Source organism: Thermodesulfomicrobium sp. WS (assembly GCF_027925145.1).
In the GTDB taxonomy this organism is placed as follows: Bacteria; Desulfobacterota; Desulfovibrionia; order Desulfovibrionales; family Desulfomicrobiaceae; genus Thermodesulfomicrobium.
The window spans coordinates 181,037-201,643 of record NZ_AP027130.1; the positions used below are offsets into that span (position 1 = coordinate 181,037).

The window sequence follows — 20,607 nt, forward strand, 5'->3', positions numbered from 1 at the left end:
GGAACACTATTCAGCCCGGCGCAGGCTCGCCACGTCCACCTTGATGCCCGGCCCCATGGTCGAGGACACCGAAATGGCCTTGAGGTATGTCCCCTTGGCCGAGGCAGGTTTAAGCTTGACCAGGGCATCCACCAACACCCGCATATTGCCCAAAAGCTTCTCCACACCAAAGGAAACCTTGCCGATGGGGGCATGCACCACGCCGGCCTTGTCCACGCGGAATTCCACCTTACCGGCCAACAGTTCCTTGATGGCATTCTCCAAGTCAAAGGTCACGGTGCCCGTCTTGGCGTTGGGCATGAGGCCGCGCGGGCCAAGAATCTTCCCGATCTTGCCCACAACCCCCATCATGTCCGGAGTCGCCACGGCCTTGTCGAATTCCAACCAGCCGCCGCGAATCTTTTCCACCAGGTCATCGCCGCCCGCCTCGATGGCGCCAGCTGCGCGCGCCTTCTCTTCATTTTCTCCCTTACAGAAGGCGACCACGCGCACCGTCTTGCCCAAACCATGAGGCAAAGAGACGGCACCACGCACCATCTGATCGGAATACTTGGGGTTCACCCCCAAATTCACGGCGACATCCACAGTCTCGTCGAACTTGGCGAAGGCACGCTCCAGGACGAGACCCAAGGCATCAGAAGCCTCATAGGCCTTGAGGCGATCAATACCCTCATAGGCCTGACGCACTTTTTTTCCATGCTTCGGCATATCTCGTCCTCTCCTACTGCACTTCGATTCCCATGCTCTTGGCCGTTCCCAAAATGGTCCGGCACGCGGCCTCCAAGTCATACGCCGAAAGATCGGGCATCTTGAGCTTGGCGATCTCCTCAATCTGACTCATGGTCACCGTGCCCACCTTCTTCTTGTTGGGCTCACCGGAACCTTTCTCCACCTTGGCGGCCTTCATGAGCAGCACCGCCGCCGGCGGCGTCTTGGTCACAAAGGTAAAAGACCGGTCCTGGTAAATGGTGATCTCTACGGGGATGATCATCCCCTTCTGGTTCTGCGTCTTGGCGTTATAAGCCTTGCAGAACTCCATGATGTTGACGCCGTGTTGACCCAACGCCGGACCGACTGGCGGCGACGGGTTCGCGGCTCCCGCGGGAAGCTGTAGCTTAACAATCGCGGTGACTTTCTTGGCCATACGCTTTCTCCCTATTTCCCAGTATTACCCCTTGCTGACCTGAATAAAATCCAGCTCCACCGGGGTTTGCCTGCCAAAAATAGAAACGGAAACGCGAAGTTTCCCCTTGTCGTAATTCACTTCTTCCACCACGCCATTGAAATTGGCAAACGGCCCGTCAATAACGCGCACATCATCGCCGCGCTCAAAATGAAATTTCGGACGTGGCTGCTCCTGCCGAGATTCCATGGTGGCCAGAATACGTTCCGCTTCGCGATCCGTAAGGGGCGTCGGACGGCTTTTACCGCCCACAAAACCCGTCACGCGAGGAATACTCTGGATCATATGCCACGACTCGTCATTGAAGACCATCTTCACCATGACGTAGCCAGGATAGAATTTCCGCGTGGAGGTACGCTTCTGTCCCTTCACCAACTCCACGACCCTCTCGGTGGGGACCACCACCTCTTCCACCAGGCCTTTGGCCGCCCCGGTGCGGATCATCTCTTTGATGGTCTGCTCCACCCGCTGCTCATACCCGGAATAGGTATGAACGATGTACCACCGCGCCTTCGGTTTCTCCGTTGTGTGTTCCATGATGCCCATATCCTCACGACAGCAGGGCCTGCATGAGCTTGGCCAGGATAAAATCCACCAAACCCAAAAATACGGCCACCACCGTCACCAAGACCACCACCGCAACACTCGTGGCCACGGTTTCCTGCCGGGAAGGGAAGACGACCTTCTTCAGCTCGACACGTGCCTGCTCAAAGTAGTGCTTCAGGGCCTCGATGCGTTGGGTTCCCGCGGACGCCTCGACTTTTTCTTCGGGATGTTTTTTCATTGGGGTCGTCGTGAAGAGAAAAAGATGGCAGGCCAGGAGGGATTCGAACCCCCAGCCCTCGGATTTGGAATCCGATGCTCTACCGTTAGAGCTACTGGCCTGCAGTATTCAGGGAAAGGGGAGCGCATACACTCCCCTTCCATTCCTATTTCGTCTCGCGATGCACGGTGTGCCGGCGATCGAAGGGGCAATACTTCTTGAGCTCCAGCTTCGCCGTGGTGTTCTTCTTGTTCTTTTCCGTCGAATAATTCTTCCGCTTGCATTCAGTGCAGGCGAGATGGATCTGGATGCGCATGACTTACTCCACGATTTCCGAGACCACGCCAGCGCCCACGGTACGACCACCCTCGCGGATGGCGAAACGCAGACCCTTCTCCATGGCCACAGGATTGATGAGCTGCACGTGGAACGTGGTGTTGTCCCCCGGCATCACCATCTCCACACCCTCGTTGAGGGTCACCACTCCCGTCACATCCGTGGTGCGGAAGTAAAACTGCGGACGATAGCCCGAGAAGAACGGCGTATGACGACCGCCTTCTTCCTTGCTCAGGACATACACCTCGGCCACAAACTTGGTGTGCGGCGTGATGGAACCCGGCTTGGCCAACACCTGACCACGCTCCACCTCGTCACGCTTCACACCACGCAACAGCGCACCGATGTTGTCACCCGCCTGACCTTCGTCAAGCAGCTTGCGGAACATCTCCACGCCCGTACACGTGGTCTTGCGGGTCTCCCGGAAACCCACAATCTCCACTTCGTCGCCCACCTTGATCACACCGCGCTCCACACGACCGGTCACCACCGTGCCACGGCCGGAAATGGAAAACACGTCTTCAATGGGCATCAAAAACGGCTTGTCGATCTCGCGCACCGGGTCCGGAATATAGCTGTCGCATGCGTCCAGAAGCTCCAAAATGGGCTTGGCGTCCGGAGAATCGATGGACTCACACTCCAATGCCTTGAGCGCCGAGCCGCGGATCACCGGCACCTCGTCCCCAGGGAACTCGTACTTGGTCAGAAGCTCCCGCACTTCCATCTCCACCAGCTCGATGAGCTCCTCGTCATCCACAAGGTCCACCTTGTTGAGGAACACCACCAGGTAGGGCACCCCCACCTGACGAGCCAAAAGAATGTGCTCCCGGGTCTGCGGCATGGGACCATCGGTGGCCGCCACCACGATGATGGCACCGTCCATCTGCGCCGCACCCGTAATCATGTTCTTGATGTAGTCCGCGTGCCCCGGGCAATCCACATGCGCATAGTGCCGCTTCTCGGTCTCGTACTCCACGTGCGCCGTCGCAATGGTAATACCGCGCTCCTTCTCTTCCGGAGCCTTGTCGATCTGATCAAAACCCACGTACTGGCCATGCCCACGCATGCTCGCAATCTTCGTGATCGCTGCCGTCAGCGTCGTCTTCCCATGGTCAATGTGACCAATGGTGCCAATGTTGACGTGCGGCTTCTTCCGTTCAAACTTCTGCTTCGCCATAATCTTTGCCCCCTCTCAGAAAAAAAGAATATATATCCCCAAGTATTACGCTTTATGGGCTACGCTGCAGGACACGAAACTTCAGAGCGGACGAGTTGCAGAAGAAAAACAAGTGGAGCGGGAAATGGGACTCGAACCCACAACCCTCAGCTTGGAAGGCTGATGCTCTAGCCACTTGAGCTACTCCCGCCCGGCGATTCTTCGTAGTCAAACAACAGCTCGGAACTGTCTCCTACTGCGTATGGTGGAGGGGGGAGGATTCGAACCTCCGAAGGCATCCGCCGACAGATTTACAGTCTGTTCCCTTTGGCCACTCGGGAACCCCTCCATCTCTACTTCCTTGGAGCTGGCGATGGGACTCGAACCCGCAACCTGCTGATTACAAATCAGCTGCTCTGCCAGTTGAGCTACGCCAGCCCTCGGAGAAGGCCGCTTGTAGTGAGTTCCCATGCACTTGGCAAGCTTTTTTTGCCCACCGCGTGCATTTTGTGCAAAAAAAATCCGGGGCACCCCCGCCCCGGACATACTCCGCTTTTTTTCGCAAGCTACGCCGTTGCCCCCGAGGGGTGCAAGCCCCATGGGGCAGGCATGGGCGACTGCACCGGAGAAAACCAGCGGCGATCCTCAGTCTCGCCCAACGTCAAATACTGTTCGGCATGGGCAAAGAGCCACCGCAGGAAGCGATTGTTGGCCTCATGGCCGGAGCGCTCCACCACGAACCGGCCGCATAACCGATACGGCGCCACCGCCATGTCTCCCAAAAAGTCGAGGACCTTGTGGCGCACCATCTCATCGGCAAAACGCAAGCCCTCGGGGTTGAGGACGCCGACGTCGCCAAGCACCACCGCATTGGCCAGCGAGCCTCCGCGCGCCAAGCCTGCCGCCCGCAGCCGCTCCACATCCTGCAAAAAGCCAAAAGTACGCGCCGGTGCGATTTCCTTCAAAAAAGACTGTGGGGTGGCATCGAAGCAGTACGACTGGCTCCCGACACTGGGATGGGGAAAGCGGATACGGTACTCAATGCGCAACCCAGGATAGGGATGGGCATGGATGGAGCGATCTCCGTCTTCAAAGGTTACCGGGCGGCAGATGCGCGCCACCCGCCGCGGCGCATCCAACTGCCGCACACCTGCGGCCTCAATGAGCCGGGCAAAGCGCAGGGCGCTGCCATCCATGATGGGGATCTCCCCCCCATGGACTTCCACCAAGGCGTTGTCCACTTCCATCCCTGCCAGGGCGGCCAAGAGATGCTCTACGGTCGCCACCCGCGCCTGGTCGCACCCCACGGTGGTTGCCAGCACCGTAGCCACCACGTTGTCCGGCCGCGGCGCCACGAGGACCCTTCCCGAAGGACTGGGGAGTGAAAAACGGATCCCCGAGCCTGCCGGGGCCGGACGCACGATGATCTCCACGCGCTCGCCGCTATGGAGCCCCACGCCTGCACACCGGAAGGGAGAAAGGAGTGTTGTTTCCCGTTTCATGGCCGCGGTTTTTGCACCCATCATGCCACAATCTCAACCCAATAAAACCAATGACTTTTTCAGGGCGATCCCTCAAAAAAACAGTTCTTCGACGTTGCGAAAAAACGCCGCATCGTTGCTAGAAAACAACAATGAGGTACCGCGGACGTCCCGCAAGGTCCAACTCCACCCAGGCATGCTGGGCTCGCCCTGGGACGAGGGCCAGGGCCGCCTCGGCGTGGGAGGCATCCACCTCACACACCACAAGCGCGCCCGGGGACATCCCCCCAAGCTGCGGCAGCAGCCGTCGGTATGCCTCAAGCCCATCGGCTCCGGCGAAAAGCGCGATATGCGGCTCGAAGTGCAGCACTTCTCGGGACAGCTCCCGGCCCTGGGGCACGTAGGGCAAATTGGCCACCAGGACTGTACAGCGTGCAAGGTTCACCCCGCTCACCAGATCCATCCGCGCCAGGCACACGCGCCCCTCCAAACGATGACGCCGCACGTTGCCGGCAGCAACCTGCAGCGCTGCAGCAGACGTATCCGTCCCCAGCACCCGCGCCTGTGGGAGCACCGTGGCCAGGGCCACGGCCAGGGCCCCGCTGCCGGTCCCCACATCCACCACCCACCCCGTAACGTCCGCAGGCACATGCCGACGCACCACATCCACGATGCCTTCGGTTTCCGGCCGCGGAATGAGTACTGCGGGCGACACCGTCAGCGGAAGACCGTAAAACTCCTTCTCCCCCACCAGATAGGCCACGGGCTCTCCGCGCAAGCGCCGTATGGCCAGCGCCGCCATGGAGGCCTCCACCTCCGCGCTCAGGTGCTGCGCGCGCTCCAAGAGTACGGCAATCCGGTCCACGCCGAGCACGTGGGCCAAAAGGACTTGCGCCGAAAGCCGCGGCGAATCCACCCCCGCTTCCATGAATCGACCTTCCCAATAGGCCAGGATCTCTGCGATGCGGGCCATGCGGGCGGGCTAGACTTCTTTGAGGGCTTCTGTCTGGTAGTGTTGGATCAAGGCATCGATGATGGGATCGAGCCCGCCGTCCATCACTTGATCGAGGCTATACAAAGTGAGGTTAATGCGGTGGTCGGTCACCCGGCCTTGGGGGAAGTTGTAGGTGCGGATACGCTCGGACCGATCGCCGGTACCCACCTGTGCCTTGCGGGTTTCGTCATAGGCGCGCTTGGATTCTTCCTGAGCGGCCTGGAGCAGCCGCGAGCGGAGCACCTTGAGGGCCTTGGCCTTGTTCTTGTGTTGGGATTTTTCGTCCTGACACGACACCACGATGCCGGTGGGCAAGTGCGTGATACGAATAGCCGAATCCGTGGTATTCACCGACTGTCCACCCGGCCCGGAAGAACGAAAGACATCCACCCGAATATCATTGGGATCGATATGCACATCCACTTCCTCGGCCTCCGGCAAAATGGCCACCGTGACCGCCGAGGTGTGAATGCGCCCTTGGCTTTCCGTGGCAGGAACGCGCTGCACCCGGTGCGCGCCGGATTCATACTTGAGGCGGCTATACACCCGGTCCCCGGAGATGGAAGCAATGATTTCTTTGAACCCGCCGGTGCCGGTCTCGCTGGCGCTCACCACTTCCACGCGCCACCCTTGGGATTCCGCAAACCGGCTGTACATGCGAAAGAGGTCTGCAGCGAAAAGCGCTGCCTCCTCGCCGCCGGTGCCCGCACGGATCTCCAGGATGATATTCTTCTCATCCAACGGATCCTTGGGCAAAAGCAGGATTTTCAAACGGCTCAAGTGCTGCTCAAGCTGCGCCTCAAGCGCCGCCACCTCTTCCGCCGCCAACGCCGAAAGCTCGGGGTCCGGATCTTTGGCCATCTCCCGCGCTTCGGCAAGCTGGCTTTGGGCAGCGCGATACGCTTCGTACTCGGCAACGATCTCTGCGAGTTCCGCGTGACGCTTGGCGAGCTTTTTATACCGCTCCGGGTCGGCCACCACATCCGGGGCAGCGAGCTCCCGCTCCAAGTCCCGGAAGGTGGCGACCAACGACTCGATCTTGTGGAGCATGCCGGAGGCTACTTCTTGATGTTCGCGTATTTCTTCCGAAAACGATCAATACGGCCCGCAGAGTCCACAAAACGCTGCTCACCCGTAAAGAACGGATGGCAATGGGCACAAATTTCCACGTGCATCTGCTCGCCGGCCACGGACTTGGTCTGGAACTCATAGCCACAGGCACAGCGCACCGTGGTGTCGTACAGCCGGGGATGGATATCCTTTTTCATGACAACAATACCTCCTCAAGAGAAAAGAGGGTGAGCGCATAGCCCAGAGCCGAAGAGAACGCAAGTCCCAAAACAAACCCCAGGCATGGCGGCCGCCGAGGTTAAGGTTGGGCTTTGGCCTCGCCGAGAGTGATGGAAAAAGCAACCGAAAAGAGGTGATGCACGAAGTCCACGTACTCCACGGCCACCGTGTCCGGGACTTCGATACGCGCTGGGGCGAAGTTGACTATGCCCTTGACCCCAGCCTCCACGAGATAATTGGCCGCCCGCTGGGCCCGTTCCGGAGGCGTCGTGATGATGCCGATCTCAATGCCCAGTTCCGCCACCTTCTCTTTCAGACGCCGGGAGCAAACGACCTCCAGGCCAGCGATTTCCTCACCGATCTTGAAGGGATCGCAGTCAAAGGCCCCCACCAGGATAAACCCCCGCCGCCGAAAAATACCATGGCGCAACAGGGCACGACCGAGGTTGCCGACCCCCACGAGGGCCACGTTCCAGGTGCGATCGATCCCCAGCGATTTCTTGATGGACGCCAAAAGATCGGCCACGCGGTAACCGACCCCACGCACGCCGAATTCACCAAAGTACGCCAAGTCTTTGCGAATCTGCGAAGAGTTGACGCCACAGGCCTGAGCCAAGCCTTCAGAGGAAATCACGTCCTGCCCCGCCTGCAAAAGCGACTCCAACACCTGCACATATACGGCAAGGCGCTGGATGGTTGCCCGAGGGATATGGTCACTTTTGAGCTGCATGGGACAGAATAAATCCAGGAGAATGGGAGGACAAAGGGGGAGACACACTGCCTCCCCCTTTTGGAGACAAGTTAGCCAACGAAGGGGTTGGCGAAGAGCAGGATGAGGTTCACCACCAGGGCGTAAATGGCCAGAGACTCGATCATGGCCAGGCCGATGAGCATGGTCACGGTGATCTTACCAGAAGCCTCGGGGTTGCGGGCGGTGCCTTCGCAGGCAGCCTTCAGACCCAAGCCCTGAGCGATACCGCAGCCGGCAGCGGCGATGGCCATACCGAAAGCGGTAGCCATAGCGATGTTGGAAGCCAGAGCCGGATCCGCGCCAGCGGCGAAGGCGGAAGAGGCCACGAACAAGAGAGCCACGGTGGAGAGCAGAGACAGAATACCTTTACGCATGATCCAAAAACCTCCATGAAGATAATGTTACGGTCAAAAGACCAATTCCCCACACATTAGTGTGCTTCTTCAAATGCGCCCTTGAGATAGAGCATGGACAGCATGAAGAACACGAAAGCCTGAATGACGTCAGCCAGCATAAACAAGAAATACATGGGCACGGTCGAGACCACCGGCGCCAAAATGAAGAGCAGAGCCAGTACGATATCCTCACCACGGATATTTCCAAAAAGACGCAGCGAGAGCGAAAGCATACGGGCAAAGTGTCCGATGACCTCAATGGGAAACATCAACGGAGCCATCCAAATCATCGGTCCAGTAAAATGCTTGATGTAATGCAGCCCGTGCAGCTTGAATCCCCAATACTGATAATAGACGAATACGAACACCGCCATAGACGCCGTGGTGTTGATATTGGCGGTAGGGGCGTCGCTTCCGGGGACCAGACCGCCGACGTTGCTGCACAAAATGTAGATGAACAGGGTTGCCAGTACAGGGAACACCTTTCGGCCGTCTTCTCCCATATTGGCGACCACAAAGTTCTCCAGGGACCCGATGAGAAACTCAAAGAAATTCTGCAATCCTCGCGGCACCAAGGAAAGATTCTTGGTCGCCAGAACGGACAGGGTGATGAGTACGGCCATAAACGTCCAGGAGTACAGGACGTGGGTCGGGATGAGGGCATGCCCATGGGCATCCACCAAGCCGATGGCCTTGACCGCCTCCTCCACGAGAAAAATGGGATGCAATCCTCCAGCCATGCTTCAAGCCTCCTTAGATGTTCTCCCCAAAAAATGAACAATTCCCCAAAGCAAAATATTCACGAGCACTGTGCCAAGCCCCATGAGCACCATGGCGACGGACGCATGCCACAGGATCAGAACACCATACAACGCCCCCCCCGTCAGGAGGAGACGCACATAAAAACTGACAAGCAGCGACAGTACCGCCCTGCGGCGCAGGAACACCAGCTCCTGGATGAACCGTGCCAGGGCAAGAAAATTGAGCGTCCCCAACACCGTACCGATGCAGAAATCCCGACCCCAGCCGCCCAAGGGCAAAAGTGCCAGCGCCCCCACGGTCACTGCCAACTGCAGGGCAACCATCCGGCGCACTTCCGGGACGAAATATCCCCACCGGTAGAGCATGGACTCAATGGCGTGCAGCATCTTTCTCCTTGCGCTGAATGCGCTGCATCTCCCGAAACATATTCCGGTACCCAGCGATGATGCCAAAAATCAGAAAAACGACCAGCAACCACGGCTTGGTGCCCAGCCATTTATCGAGATAATATCCCATGACCAGACCCACGATGATCCCGGATACCAAATGGATGCCCATCACCGAGGCCATGCCCAGCAGCTCGAAAAAGTCGTTCTTCTTTTTCCCAAAGAACATGAGCACCACCCTGCGAGAACCGCGGTCTTGTGCAACAAATCACAAATCGGAGCCCCGGCTAGCACAAGCCCCAGCGGTCGTCAACGAAAGTTTTCTTTTCCGGGGGAAGACGACGCCTTGTGGTTTTTTCCCAAAAAAGTCTTTATAAACAAGCAACTCATAAATGTTCTTGCCGGAAGGCACCTGTCATTTTATGCCATAGCCCATGCCAACACTTCCTTCGATCAAACACTGTCTTCTCGGCTACCGGGAGCTGGGTTTCTCCACCAATACCCGACGCGTGCTCCGCACGTGGCGGCCAGGCCAGGCTCCGCAGCCCGAAGTCCTCTTCCAGGCCCGGGCACTGCGCGCCTTGGAGCGGGGGACCAGTATCCCGGACAAGGAATACAATATTTACGTCGCCGGGTCTCCGGGGCTGGGACGCACCTATCTCGTAGAGCGCTTCGTGCACGAACGCGCCCGCAAGGAGCCCACGCCGCCGGACCTCGTATACGTCCATAATTTCACAGACCCGGACCGCCCCGTGCTCCTGTCGCTCCCCGCGGGCCACGGCCGCATCCTCAAGGACATGCTCCAACGGGCCATGCGCCGCCTGCGCCGCGATCTGCCGCGGCACTTCGAAAAGGCGAGCTACCAGCGCTCGCAAAGCAAGCTCCTTGCCCAACTGGCATCCGCCCGGGAAGACCTCATGGGCAAGATGGAGGAGACGGCGGGTCGCCACGGCTTTAGCCTCGCCATCGACAGCACTGGAGGCATTGCGCTGACCCCGCTGGTGGAAGGAAAGGTCCTGACCTCGGAAGAATACGACCGCCTCGATGCGCCGCGCAAAAGAGACATCAAGGCCCAAAGCAGTGCCGTGCTCACCGCCCTCTCGGACCTCACCCGCCAGGTGAACCGCTGCGAACAGGAGTTCCGTATCCAAGAACAGCGCCTGGAGACCGCCCATGGGGCAAGCCTCGTGGACCGGCTGCTGGCGCCGGTGCGCCGCAAGTTCGCGCAGCACAAGGCCGTGCTCACCCACCTCGACCAACTGCGCGAGGACATTCTGGAAAACCTCGATCGCTACCAGGGCCGACCGGAACACGAGCCCAAGACCCCGCAAGAGCCGTCGCCGGAGGCGTACCTCGACTCCTTTTTCCAGCGCTACGAAGTCAATCTTTTCGTGGACAATGCCGAGACCCAGGGTGCTCCGGTGGTGCAGGAGATCAATCCCTCCTTTGCCAATCTCCTCGGCTGCATCGAGCGCGAGACCGAATGGGGATCCCTCTACACGGACTTCACCCTCATCCGCCCCGGGGCCATCCACAAAGCAAACGGCGGTTATCTCATCTTGCGCGTGGACGACCTCATGGGCCATCCCTTGGCCTGGGAAGGTTTGCTGCGCTGCCTGCGCACCCAACTCTCCCGGCTCGAAGACCCCAGCGATCACTTCGACAGCCTGCGCACCCACAGCATCTCGCCAGAACCGGTGCCGCTGCGCGTCAAGGTCATCCTCATCGGTGACGATGAGACCTACGAGATCCTTTACGCCAATGACGAGCGCTTCCGCAAACTCTTCAAAATCAAGGCGCACATCCAAGAAACCGTGGACCGTGACGCAGCGTCCATCCAGGCCTATGCCCACACCCTCGATGCCATGCTGCGCCACGAACGGCGGCGACCATTCACCAAAGACGCCTACGCCGCCCTCATCGACCACGCCACGCGCCTGGCCGAAGACCGCACGCGCCTGGCCCTGGCCTTTGCCCTCCAGCGGGAAGTCATGATCGAGGCAGAGGCCGTGGCGCGCGCCCGCAACGTGCGCGTCGTGGATGCGGAGATCATCCGCGAGACGCTGCGCGAGCGCGACTACCGCAACGGTCTCTACCACGAAGAGTTCCTGCGCGACTACGACCGCCGCATCATCAAGGTACGCACCCACGGCCGCGAAGTGGGCGTGGCCAACGGCCTTTCCGTGACGCAAATCGGCGAATACGTCATGGGACTGCCCCACCAGATTTCCTGCACCGTGGGCGTGGGGCACGGCGGGATCATGGACCTGGAACGGGAGGCGGAGCTCGGCGGCCCCATCCACACCAAGGGGATGATGATCCTCAAAAGCTATTTCTACAATCGCTTTGCCCAGGACAAGCCCATCGTACTCTCGGGCAGCATCTGTTTTGAACAGAGCTATGCCGAAGTGGATGGCGATTCCGCCTCCGGGGCGGAGCTAGCGGCCCTGCTCTCGGCCATCTCCGGCGTCCCCATCCGCCTCGATCTCGCCTTCACCGGCGCGGTCTCGCAAAGCGGTGCCATCATGGCCGTGGGCGGGGTGGCCGCCAAGGTGGAAGGATTTTTCGAGGTCTGCCGTCGCCACGGCCTCTCCGGGACCCAGGGGGTCATCGTGCCCCGGGACAACGTGGACAACTTGGTCCTCAAGGACGAAGTACTCGAGGCCATCCGCGCAGGCGGCTTCCACATCTACGCGGTCTCCTGCATCGAAGAAGCCATGGAGATCCTCACCGGCATGCGCGCTGGCGTGCGCTGTAAAAACGGCCGATTCTCCCCTGGCTCTCTCTTTGCCCAGGTGGACGAGCGACTCTCGGAACTTGCCCGCTTGGCAGAGCGCACCCAACCACGCCGCAAAAACCGCCGGAGCGCGGCGGCGCGCGAATAACCCCTACGGGGCCGACGGCCGCCCCGCGCCCATGGCGGCCAAAAGCCGCGCCACGGCCAAGCGATGGTCGGCCAAGGCCTGGATCACCCGGGTTTCGGCCTCGGTGCGGGCGGCCTGAGCGTCGAGCACGTCCGTATTCGTCCCCACCTGCGCTTCATAGCGGGCCTGGGCCATGCGCAGGCTCTCCTTGGCAGCGGCCAGCCCGTCCTGGGCGGTCTGCAACCGCTTGGCGGCTTCGGCAATCTGCAGATACCGCTGCCGCACTTCGTATTGGGCCTCCAGGCGCAACGCCTCGTATTCCTGTGCCAGACGCAGCACATTTTTTTCCGCCTGCTGGGCCGTAAAATAGGTCTGCCCCCAGTCGAAGGCCTTCCAGCGCACCCCAGCCTGGGCCTGCCAGCTGCTCGGGGTATGGTAGGCATCGCCGGACACTGAAGGATCGTCCCCGGCCCGTTGGTACTCGAAACGGGCACTCACTTGGGGATACAAAGGAGATGCCGCCAGACGCGCCTCCTGCCGGGCCGTGTCCACCGCGAGCTGGGCAATACGGATGTCCGGCCGCTGCGCCAGCGCCGCCTCCAGGCACGCCTCCAAGCTCCGCGAAAACGGCTGAAAATCGAGCTCCCCGGAAAACTCCACCGGGGCCTTGGCAGCGAGGAGCGTCTCCAGGCGCGCCTGGGCCACGGCAACGGCATTGTCCGCCTCCACCACCGCCTGCTCCGCCCGGCTCACCTCCACCTGCGCCTGGAGCACGTCCAGTTTGGGGCGAAGCCCGGTCTCAAAAAAGGCCTGATTGCGGCGAAGGTGCGCCCGCAGGCGCTCCAGGCTGTCTTCCGCCGCCTTGCGGCTTGCCCGGGCCTGCAACAGGCCAAGAAACGCCTCGCGAATGCCAAGGGCGAGCTGCTCGCGGGCATGTTCCAGACGCGAGCGGAGTTCCGCCTCCTGCAGCTTGGCCTTTTCCAGGTTCGAAAGCAGGGCGAAGCCCGTAAAGAGGGGTTGATCCACCCGCAGCGTCAATTGCCAATTGTCCCGGGTCCCTGCCGGATAGCCCAAAAGCTGCGGCGTCTCATCCAGGCGGTTGTACCCGTATTCCACGCTCACCGCAGGCCCGAAGGCGCCGCGCGCGGCGCGCACCCCAAACGCCGCGCCTTCCAGGGCCTCCCGCACCGCTTGAATGGACGGGTGCGCCGCCAAGCCGGCCCGCACCGCTTCCTCCATATCCATGCCCCAGGCCGCAGCACTCCACAGCACCACTGCTACCGCCCACGTGATCTTGCGCATACCGCCTCCTCAAAAACACATCTCGCCTCGCCCTAGGCCAAGAAGCACCCCAAAGCAACACAAGCCCGGCCTTGAAATTCCTGAAAACTCCCGCTAGCGAGGACACCATTCGATTCCCAAGGAGGTGCGTATGTTTTCCGGTCTCATCCTGGCTTTGGCCCTTGGTGTTCTTGGCGTCATCATCTACTTCATCCATCTGGAGCACGGCCCCAAAGAGCACGAGCATCACCACTAGTCCGGGATGCTCTGAAGAAGCGGTGCGCCGCCTGCCTGCAAGTCCACACCACTTTTTTCGAACACCCCGAAAAAAAAGACTTGCCAAACCAAGCGCCCTCTTCTAAAGGGGCTCTCGCTTCGCCGGGGTAGCTCAGTCGGTAGAGCAGGGGACTGAAAATCCCCGTGTCGGCAGTTCAATTCTGTCCCCCGGCACCACCAGCACGAATCCCTCATGGTTTTCGCCATGAGGGATTTTTGTTCTGTTTGCGATGTGTTCCGCGATTGCCGCCCGCAAGCGACGACCGTCTGGCCGCGGGCAGTTCCATATGCGCCCCCCAGAAAAGACACGCCCCTCGGGGCCCCATCTCGGCATGCAGCGCCCATAACGCCGCCCTCGGGGAGCCGGAGGCCCTAGGGCGAACCAATTGCCCTGCCTCCCAAGGCATGCTAGGGGATACGCCAATACTCAAGGAGGCCCTATGGAGATTATCCGCCACGATCCGCCCTCGCTCCCCTGTCCCCGGGGGCGTACCGCACAGATCACCATCAAGAGCTTCAAAGGGCGCAAAAACGTCGATGTCCACCTGTTCCGCCCCGCCTGGGACGAAGGGGAAGACGCCGACTGGCTGTGGGAAGAGCTCGTGGAACCCGGAGACGAGGACGCCATGGCGCAAACCCGGGAGGTGATCCTCGAGACCTTCACCTCGGAAGAGCTCGAGGCCCTGGTCCACTACATTGCAGAACGCTACGGCGAACGGCTCACCACCATCCGTACCGGCGCGTTGCCGTTTCCGCTTCCGCCCGGCATCCGGGCGCTGCGCTCCATGCCCGAAGGCAAAGACATCGGCCGCATCCGGCTGGATCAGGTCCCCGGCTACCGACTATCCTTCCCGGTGCACGGACTCTACGACCTCGCCCAGCACGAGCCCATGGAAATCCCCGGCGTCCAGGATCCGGAGTAAACGGGCCACCCCATCGGCGTCGAGCCTGCGCATGACGACGCCGATATACTGCATGTGCCGGCGGCGCGCCTCACGGGAACGCATCCGGTGGCAGGCCGCGACGGCCTCTTCCACGTCTTTAGGCAACGCAAGCTGCAAAAGCACGGCAGGCGAGAGCGCCACCAGGCGTTCTCCCAGGCGCTGCAGGGCCTCCACAGCGCGTTTGCGCTGCGTGCGGCTTGGACGCGGCGATTCATGATGCACAGACAATCGTACCTCCTTCCAGCCGCCACCGGCCCTGCTGGGTCGGCAGCTGCACCGCGACTTCCAGGCGGCGGGCAAACTCCTCCCGCGATACCTCAAACCCGCCGAGGCGCACCATGTGCGGCGTGGTCTGCTGGCAATCGATGAGCTGGTACCCTGAACACGCCAAGGCATGGGCGAGGGTGACCAAGCCGACCTTGGACGCATCCGCTTCCAGGTGAAACATGGACTCCCCAAAAAACACTGCGCCCAAGGCCACGCCATAGAGCCCGCCCACCAGGCGCCCTTGACGCCACACCTCCACACTATGGGCAAACCCGAGCTCGTGCAGACGCCGGTAGGCCTCCTCCATGGCCGGCACAATCCAGGTCCCGAGCCCTCCAGGCCGAGGGATCGAAGCGCACCAACGAATCACGGCGGGGAAATCCGTATCCAGGGTAACGGTAAAGCGGCCCTGGCGCAGCACCCGGGCAAGACGCCGAGGCACGTGGACGCGACTCGGCTCGATGATGAGCCGCGGATGGGGATTCCACCACAAAATCGGCAGCCCATCGCCATACCACGGAAAGATCCCCTGCCGGTACGCGGCCAAAAGCCGCGCCGGGGAGAGATCGCCCCCCACGGCAAGGAGCCCATCGTCCTCGGCGCTGGCAGGAGGCGGAAACGGCGCTCCAGGCAGGAGAAACGCGACGGCCATACTCACCGATCGTACTGAAACGAGAGCCGATCGCCGTCCCCATCCACAGTCACCATTCCTCCGGCCGCCAAGGGACCAAAAAGAATGGCATCGGCCAAGGGGTCTTTGACCTCCTTTTGCAGCAGCCGCCCCAGGGGCCGGGCTCCGAAGGCAGGATCGAAACCGCGCTGAGCAAGCCACGTGCGAGCAGCGTCGGTCACGCAGATGCGGACCTTTTTGGGGGCGAGCTGGGCCGCGAGCTCGGCCATGAGCTTGTCCACGATGCGCTCCATAACCTCCTGGGAGAGCCCATGGAAGGGGACGATGGCATCCAAGCGGTTGCGGAACTCCGGACTAAAGAGCCGCTCCACGGCCTGCATGCCCCGGTGGGTGCGCTCGTCCTCCCCGCCGGAGGCAAAGCCGATGGACGCGCTTTGCATCTCGCGGGCGCCGGCGTTGGAGGTCATGAGGAGCACCACGTTGCGGAAATCCGCCTTGCGGCCGGAGGTGTCCGTGAGGGTGGCGTGGTCCATGACCTGCAAGAGGATGTTGAACATATCCTCATGCGCCTTTTCGATCTCGTCGAGGAGGAGCACGCAATGGGGATTCTTGCGCACCGCATCGATGAGAAGGCCGCCCTGCTCAAACCCCACATAGCCTGGAGGGGCGCCGATGAGCCGGGCCACGGCGTGCTTTTCCATGTACTCGCTCATGTCGAAGCGCAGAAGCGGCACGCCCAAGGCCTCCGCCAGCCGGCGGGCGAGCTCGGTCTTGCCTACCCCGGTGGGACCGATGCACAAAAACGATCCTACCGGCCGCTCCTGAGGCCCAAGCCCGGCGCGGGAACGTTTGATGGCCTGCACCACGACGTCCACGGCCTCGTCCTGGCCAAAGACCTGCTGTCGCAGCCGGGCATCCAGATGTGCCAGCCGCTCGCGGTCCGAAGACTCCAGGCGCTCGCTGGGGATGCGCGCCATGCGCGCCACGATCCGCTCCACATCCGCCCGAGTGACCGTCCGCCGCCGGCCTCCGGAAAGGGCAAAGGCCGCGCCCGCTTCATCGAGGACATCGATGGCCTTGTCCGGCAAAAACCGCTCCGTGATGTGCCGGGCGGAAAGCTCCGCCGCGGCGCGGATGGCGGAGGGCTGGTAACGCACCCCATGATGGGCCTCGTAGCGCTCCCGCAGGCCCAACAGGATCTTTTCGGTATCCGCCACACTGGGCTCGAGGATCTCCACTTTCTGGAACCGCCGCGAAAGGGCCCGGTCCTTTTCGAAGTGGTTCTTGTACTCCTCGTAGGTAGTGGTGCCGATGCAGCGGATCTCGCCCGAGGCGAGCACCGGCTTCAAGATGTTGGAGGCGTCCAGCGTCCCGCTGCTGGTGGCGCCTGCACCGACGATGGTATGGATCTCGTCTACGCACAAAATGGCGCCCGGAATATTCTGGAGTTCCGTCACCACGCCCTTGAGCCGAGCCTCGAAATCCCCCCGATACTTGGTGCCCGCCACCAGCGCCCCCATGTCGAGGGCGAACAAGCGCACGTCGCGAAACATGGCCGGCACCTCGCCCTGGGCGATACGCAGGGCAAGACCCTCCACCACCGCCGTCTTCCCGACCCCAGGATCGCCCACGAACACCGGATTGTTTTTCTTGCGCCGGGCAAGGATGCGCAGGGTCCGCTCGATCTCGACCTCCCGACCGATCAGGGGGTCGATGCGGCCTTCCCGGGCCTTACGCACCAAATCCACCGTGTATTTTTCCAAAAACGTCGGCTGCGGGGCATCGCTTCCCCGCGTGGAAGTCTCCTCTTCCGGCTGCACGTGCGAAATGTATTCCAGCACCGTAAGCCGGGTCAGCCCCTGGGATTTGAGAAAATAGACCGCGAAGGTGTCTTCTTCCTCCAGCATGGAGGCGAGAAAATCCCCAGGGCGAATATGCTGCTTTCCCGCAGATTGAATATGGAGCACGGCGCGCTGCATGGTTCGCTGCACACTTGCAGTCTGGACAATCTCGTACTCTGGACGCAAAGCGATTTCCATATGCTCTACAAAGAATCGCTGAAGCTGCTCTTCAAGGCGAGATATATCGATTCCACATCCTTCAAGGATACTTTTTCCGTATTCATCTTTGATGTATCCGTACAAAAGATGTTCTAGAGTCAAAAATTCATGCTGCCGAATCTTGACTTCCCGAACCGCCTTAGCAACGATACGTTCCAATTCTGGACTCAGCATCATATCACACCTCCTCCATGGAGGCTCGAAGCGGGAAAGAATTTCTGCGTGCCAGAGAATGCACGAGCTGGACTTTGGTTTCTGCTATTTCCGCAGTATACACGCCACATTCCCCGATGCCTTCCTTATGGACGCGCATCATGATGGCGTAGGCTTCAGCCTCGGTCTTGCCGAACACGGATTGCAGCACATGGACCACGAAATCCATGGTCGTATAGTCGTCGTTATGGAGCAATACCCGATACCAGCGGGGTTCTTGGAGCTCCTCTTCCTGCTGGGTGTCCTGAGTGGGCAATGTCACCGGGTCGATCACGGTTTACTCCTCCCCGTCCAATTCCTCGAGCCATTGACCGAGCGCAGCGATGACCTGGCGCGCCTGCTTCGAAGAGGAAAAGGTGAACTTGGATTGGGGCAAAAACCGCCCGCCCCGCTTCTGGTAGCGCGCCAGCCGAAATTTCACCGGCCCCCAGGTCTCGCCGTCCCGCTCCAACTCCTGGAAAGCAAACACAATGGTAGTCCACGCCCCACGGGAGAGCACCTCCTTGCGAAGCTGCCGCACCCGCTGCACGCCGTGTTCATCCCACCAATCCAAGGTAATGGCATCAATGGTTTCTGCCATGCGATACTCCTCGTTTTTTCCACCATGCGGACAAAACATAAGAACGATGCCCCCTACGGTCAAAGGGAAAAGCGCACGGTAATCCGGACGCCTCGAGTCCGCATAAAATGTCCGCACCAACCACTACCCCTGCCCACGCTTTTCGACTAAGGGGCGAGTGTTCGCTTTTGGCAATCAACCTCAAGGAGAAGAGCATCATGAACGTTGTGGTCATCGGCGGCGTGGCCCTCGGCCCCAAAGTGGCCTGCCGCGTCAAACGCGTACTTCCCGAAGCCAAGGTCACCCTCGTGGATGCCAACGCACTGATCTCCTACGGAGGGTGCGGGATTCCCTACTACGTCTCCGGCGACGTCTCCGACCACACCCAGTTGCAGGAGACCAGCTTCCACATGGTCCGGGACGTGGAATTCTTCCGCGCCTGCAAGGATTTTACCGTACGCACCCAAACCCGGGCACTGGCCATCGATCGCAAAGCCAAGACCGTGCGCATCCAGGGCCCTGACGGACGCGAAGAGGACTTGCCCTATGACAAGCTCGTCCTCGCCACAGGCAGCACCCCCCGCGTCCTGCCCATCCCCGGCCGGGATCTGCCGGGCGTGTATACGGTCTCCAGCCTGGAGGCCGCCATCCGGATCAAAGAAGCCGTGGCCAGCGGCAGCGTCAGCTCCGCCGTCATCGTCGGTGCGGGATTCATTGGCTTGGAAATGGCCGAGGCCTTGGCGGACATGTGGGGCATCGAGACCGCGGTGGTGGAAGTCATGGACCAGGTGCTCCCTGGATTCATCAGCCCCACCTTGGCGCGCATCGCGCAGCACCACATGGAAGAAAAAGGGGTCGCCGTCTACACGAGCGAAAAGGTCCTGGCCTTGGAAGGTGAAGGGCGGGTGGCGCGCGTGCGCACCGACAAGCGCGAACTGAGCGCGGACTTGGTGATCCTGGCCGTAGGAGTCGTGCCCAATGACGAGCTGGCCCGCCAGGCAGGAATCACCTGCCATGAACGCGGTGGCATCATCGTGTCCAAGACCATGCAGACCTCGGATCCGGACATCTACGCCGGCGGCGACTGCGTGGTGGTGGAAAACCTCGTCACCGGCAAGCCCGGATACTATCCGCTGGGCTCCCTCGCCAACCGCCAGGGTCGGGTCATCGGCACCAATGTGGCCGGAGGCCGGGAGACCTTCGATGGCGCGGTCGGCTCCTTCATCCTCAAGCTCTTCGACTATGCCTTCGCCGGCACCGGGCTCTCCTTGCCCGTGGCGCGGCGCGAAGGATTTGCCGCCCAAAGCACCCAGGTGGTGCAATTCGACCACGCCCACTTCTTCCCCAAAAAGGATCTGGTGACCTTGGAAATCGTCTTCGAGCGCGGCACGGGCCGGGTTTTGGGAATCCAAGGGGCCTGCGCCAATGGCGACTCCCTCAAGGCCCGCATCGACGCCGTGGCCGCCATCCTCAAGTTCCGGCCCACCCTGGCGGACATCAGCAACCTGGAAGTCACCTACTCGCCGCCCTATGCCGCAGCCATGGACGTCCTCAATGCGGCAGCCAACGCCGCGGACAATATCCTCCACGGCCGCTGCGATCCCATCACGCCAGAAGCATTCATGCAGCTTTGGCAGAACCGTGAACAAGAAAACATCCTCTGCATCGACTGTCGGGAATGGGGGAATGCCGAGCCCTATGTCACCAAACATCCTGAGTTCTGGAAAAACATCCCCCAGGGACAGTTACGCGATCGCCTTGCCGAGGTGCCTACGGACAAAAAAGTGCTCCTCATCTGCAATACCGGCGGGCGTTCCTACGAAGCCCAGCGTATCCTCCATGCAGCAGGGCGTAGGGATACCCTCGACGTTCCCGGCGGCATGGGGCTCTTACGGCAATGCGGATTCGACCCCGCCACAGAATGAACACCATGCGGCCCTTCGGGGCCGCTTTCTTTGGGAGAGCGACACCGTAAAGCAACGATGCGAAATATAACCGCGTTGACATCGCCGCCA

24 protein-coding genes and 5 tRNA genes are annotated in these 20,607 nt (G+C 60.9%); 4 read left to right on the top strand and 25 right to left on the bottom strand.

The window, feature by feature from the left end; translation table 11 throughout:
• Positions 1-6: 6 nt before the first annotated feature.
• The 19 genes from rplA to QMF81_RS01045 all read right to left on the bottom strand — a co-directional run bounded on the left by rplA (position 7) and on the right by QMF81_RS01045 (position 9,726).
• Positions 7-708, bottom strand: coding sequence for a 50S ribosomal protein L1 (rplA, locus tag QMF81_RS00955; RefSeq protein ID WP_281751155.1), 702 nt, complete (start codon positions 706-708; stop codon positions 7-9).
• A 13-nt stretch (positions 709-721) separates the two neighbouring features.
• Positions 722-1,144, bottom strand: coding sequence for a 50S ribosomal protein L11 (gene rplK / locus QMF81_RS00960; protein ID WP_281751157.1), 423 nt, complete (start codon positions 1,142-1,144; stop codon positions 722-724).
• A gap of 24 nt (positions 1,145-1,168) precedes the next feature.
• Positions 1,169-1,720, bottom strand: coding sequence for a transcription termination/antitermination protein NusG (nusG, locus tag QMF81_RS00965; RefSeq protein WP_281752889.1), 552 nt, complete (start codon positions 1,718-1,720; stop codon positions 1,169-1,171).
• Between the two features lie 13 nt (positions 1,721-1,733).
• The gene (gene secE, locus QMF81_RS00970; protein WP_281751158.1) at positions 1,734-1,967 is read right to left on the bottom strand and encodes a preprotein translocase subunit SecE; all 234 of its coding nucleotides are present in this window, start codon (positions 1,965-1,967) and stop codon (positions 1,734-1,736) included.
• Positions 1,968-1,992: 25 nt separating this feature from the next.
• Positions 1,993-2,068, bottom strand: a tRNA-Trp gene (locus QMF81_RS00975).
• 44 nt (positions 2,069-2,112) lie between these two features.
• Positions 2,113-2,262, bottom strand: a complete 150-nt coding sequence (gene rpmG, locus QMF81_RS00980; protein ID WP_281751160.1) for a 50S ribosomal protein L33 — start codon at positions 2,260-2,262, stop codon at positions 2,113-2,115.
• Between the two features lie 3 nt (positions 2,263-2,265).
• Positions 2,266-3,459: an elongation factor Tu gene (gene tuf / locus QMF81_RS00985; protein ID WP_281751139.1), complete on the bottom strand. Its 1,194-nt coding sequence runs from the start codon at positions 3,457-3,459 to the stop codon at positions 2,266-2,268.
• A gap of 113 nt (positions 3,460-3,572) precedes the next feature.
• Positions 3,573-3,649, bottom strand: a tRNA-Gly gene (locus tag QMF81_RS00990).
• A 52-nt stretch (positions 3,650-3,701) separates the two neighbouring features.
• Positions 3,702-3,787, bottom strand: a tRNA-Tyr gene (locus QMF81_RS00995).
• Positions 3,788-3,800: 13 nt separating this feature from the next.
• Positions 3,801-3,876: transfer RNA gene (locus tag QMF81_RS01000), tRNA-Thr, on the bottom strand.
• Between the two features lie 128 nt (positions 3,877-4,004).
• Positions 4,005-4,964, bottom strand: a complete 960-nt coding sequence (gene lpxC / locus QMF81_RS01005) for a UDP-3-O-acyl-N-acetylglucosamine deacetylase (protein ID WP_281751162.1) — start codon at positions 4,962-4,964, stop codon at positions 4,005-4,007.
• Between the two features lie 94 nt (positions 4,965-5,058).
• Complete coding sequence (prmC, locus tag QMF81_RS01010; protein ID WP_281751164.1) at positions 5,059-5,892, bottom strand: peptide chain release factor N(5)-glutamine methyltransferase; 834 nt, start codon at positions 5,890-5,892, stop codon at positions 5,059-5,061.
• A gap of 9 nt (positions 5,893-5,901) precedes the next feature.
• Positions 5,902-6,963 (bottom strand): peptide chain release factor 1, encoded by a 1,062-nt coding sequence (gene prfA / locus QMF81_RS01015; protein ID WP_281751166.1) that lies wholly within the window; start codon positions 6,961-6,963, stop codon positions 5,902-5,904.
• A gap of 8 nt (positions 6,964-6,971) precedes the next feature.
• Positions 6,972-7,181, bottom strand: coding sequence for a 50S ribosomal protein L31 (rpmE, locus tag QMF81_RS01020; RefSeq protein WP_281751168.1), 210 nt, complete (start codon positions 7,179-7,181; stop codon positions 6,972-6,974).
• A 101-nt stretch (positions 7,182-7,282) separates the two neighbouring features.
• Positions 7,283-7,933 (bottom strand): redox-sensing transcriptional repressor Rex, encoded by a 651-nt coding sequence (locus QMF81_RS01025; protein ID WP_281751170.1) that lies wholly within the window; start codon positions 7,931-7,933, stop codon positions 7,283-7,285.
• Positions 7,934-8,004: 71 nt separating this feature from the next.
• Positions 8,005-8,328, bottom strand: a complete 324-nt coding sequence (atpE, locus tag QMF81_RS01030; protein ID WP_281751172.1) for an ATP synthase F0 subunit C — start codon at positions 8,326-8,328, stop codon at positions 8,005-8,007.
• Between the two features lie 56 nt (positions 8,329-8,384).
• The gene (atpB, locus tag QMF81_RS01035; protein ID WP_281751174.1) at positions 8,385-9,089 is read right to left on the bottom strand and encodes a F0F1 ATP synthase subunit A; all 705 of its coding nucleotides are present in this window, start codon (positions 9,087-9,089) and stop codon (positions 8,385-8,387) included.
• A 3-nt stretch (positions 9,090-9,092) separates the two neighbouring features.
• Positions 9,093-9,497, bottom strand: a complete 405-nt coding sequence (locus QMF81_RS01040; RefSeq protein WP_281751176.1) for an ATP synthase subunit I — start codon at positions 9,495-9,497, stop codon at positions 9,093-9,095.
• The gene (locus tag QMF81_RS01045; RefSeq protein ID WP_281751178.1) at positions 9,481-9,726 is read right to left on the bottom strand and encodes an AtpZ/AtpI family protein; all 246 of its coding nucleotides are present in this window, start codon (positions 9,724-9,726) and stop codon (positions 9,481-9,483) included. Before QMF81_RS01045 ends, QMF81_RS01040 begins: the two co-directional genes overlap by 17 nt.
• Before the next feature lie 205 nt (positions 9,727-9,931).
• Between QMF81_RS01045 and QMF81_RS01050 the strand changes: the two genes are divergently transcribed.
• Positions 9,932-12,382 carry an AAA family ATPase gene (locus QMF81_RS01050; RefSeq protein WP_281751180.1) on the top strand — a complete coding sequence of 817 codons (2,451 nt, stop codon included), beginning with the start codon at positions 9,932-9,934 and terminating at the stop codon, positions 12,380-12,382.
• A 3-nt stretch (positions 12,383-12,385) separates the two neighbouring features.
• On the opposite strand, the gene QMF81_RS01055 is transcribed toward QMF81_RS01050, so the two are convergent.
• Positions 12,386-13,663: a TolC family protein gene (locus tag QMF81_RS01055; RefSeq protein ID WP_281751181.1), complete on the bottom strand. Its 1,278-nt coding sequence runs from the start codon at positions 13,661-13,663 to the stop codon at positions 12,386-12,388.
• Positions 13,664-14,019: 356 nt separating this feature from the next.
• Here QMF81_RS01055 and QMF81_RS01060 point away from each other — a divergent pair.
• Both QMF81_RS01060 and QMF81_RS01065 read left to right on the top strand, forming a co-directional pair.
• Positions 14,020-14,095 (top strand) — tRNA-Phe (locus QMF81_RS01060).
• 263 nt (positions 14,096-14,358) lie between these two features.
• Positions 14,359-14,841 carry a hypothetical protein gene (locus tag QMF81_RS01065; RefSeq protein WP_281751183.1) on the top strand — a complete coding sequence of 161 codons (483 nt, stop codon included), beginning with the start codon at positions 14,359-14,361 and terminating at the stop codon, positions 14,839-14,841.
• Here QMF81_RS01065 and yjgA read toward each other — a convergent pair.
• The 5 genes from yjgA to QMF81_RS01090 are packed head-to-tail and all read right to left on the bottom strand — an operon-like array spanning position 14,761 to position 18,613.
• Positions 14,761-15,084, bottom strand: coding sequence for a ribosome biogenesis factor YjgA (gene yjgA, locus QMF81_RS01070; RefSeq protein WP_281751185.1), 324 nt, complete (start codon positions 15,082-15,084; stop codon positions 14,761-14,763). The genes QMF81_RS01065 and yjgA overlap by 81 nt on opposite strands.
• A complete protein-coding gene (gene aat, locus QMF81_RS01075) occupies positions 15,074-15,781 on the bottom strand; it encodes a leucyl/phenylalanyl-tRNA--protein transferase (RefSeq protein ID WP_281752890.1) in 708 nt (235 codons plus the stop codon). Before aat ends, yjgA begins: the two co-directional genes overlap by 11 nt.
• Positions 15,782-15,783: 2 nt before the next feature.
• A complete protein-coding gene (clpA, locus tag QMF81_RS01080) occupies positions 15,784-17,994 on the bottom strand; it encodes an ATP-dependent Clp protease ATP-binding subunit ClpA (RefSeq protein ID WP_281752893.1) in 2,211 nt (736 codons plus the stop codon).
• Positions 17,995-17,998: 4 nt separating this feature from the next.
• Positions 17,999-18,304 (bottom strand): ATP-dependent Clp protease adaptor ClpS, encoded by a 306-nt coding sequence (locus QMF81_RS01085; protein WP_281752895.1) that lies wholly within the window; start codon positions 18,302-18,304, stop codon positions 17,999-18,001.
• Positions 18,305-18,310: 6 nt separating this feature from the next.
• Positions 18,311-18,613: a hypothetical protein gene (locus QMF81_RS01090; protein WP_281751187.1), complete on the bottom strand. Its 303-nt coding sequence runs from the start codon at positions 18,611-18,613 to the stop codon at positions 18,311-18,313.
• 197 nt (positions 18,614-18,810) lie between these two features.
• Here QMF81_RS01090 and QMF81_RS01095 point away from each other — a divergent pair, with 197 nt between their 5' ends.
• Positions 18,811-20,517: an FAD-dependent oxidoreductase gene (locus QMF81_RS01095; RefSeq protein ID WP_281751189.1), complete on the top strand. Its 1,707-nt coding sequence runs from the start codon at positions 18,811-18,813 to the stop codon at positions 20,515-20,517.
• Positions 20,518-20,607: the final 90 nt, after the last annotated feature.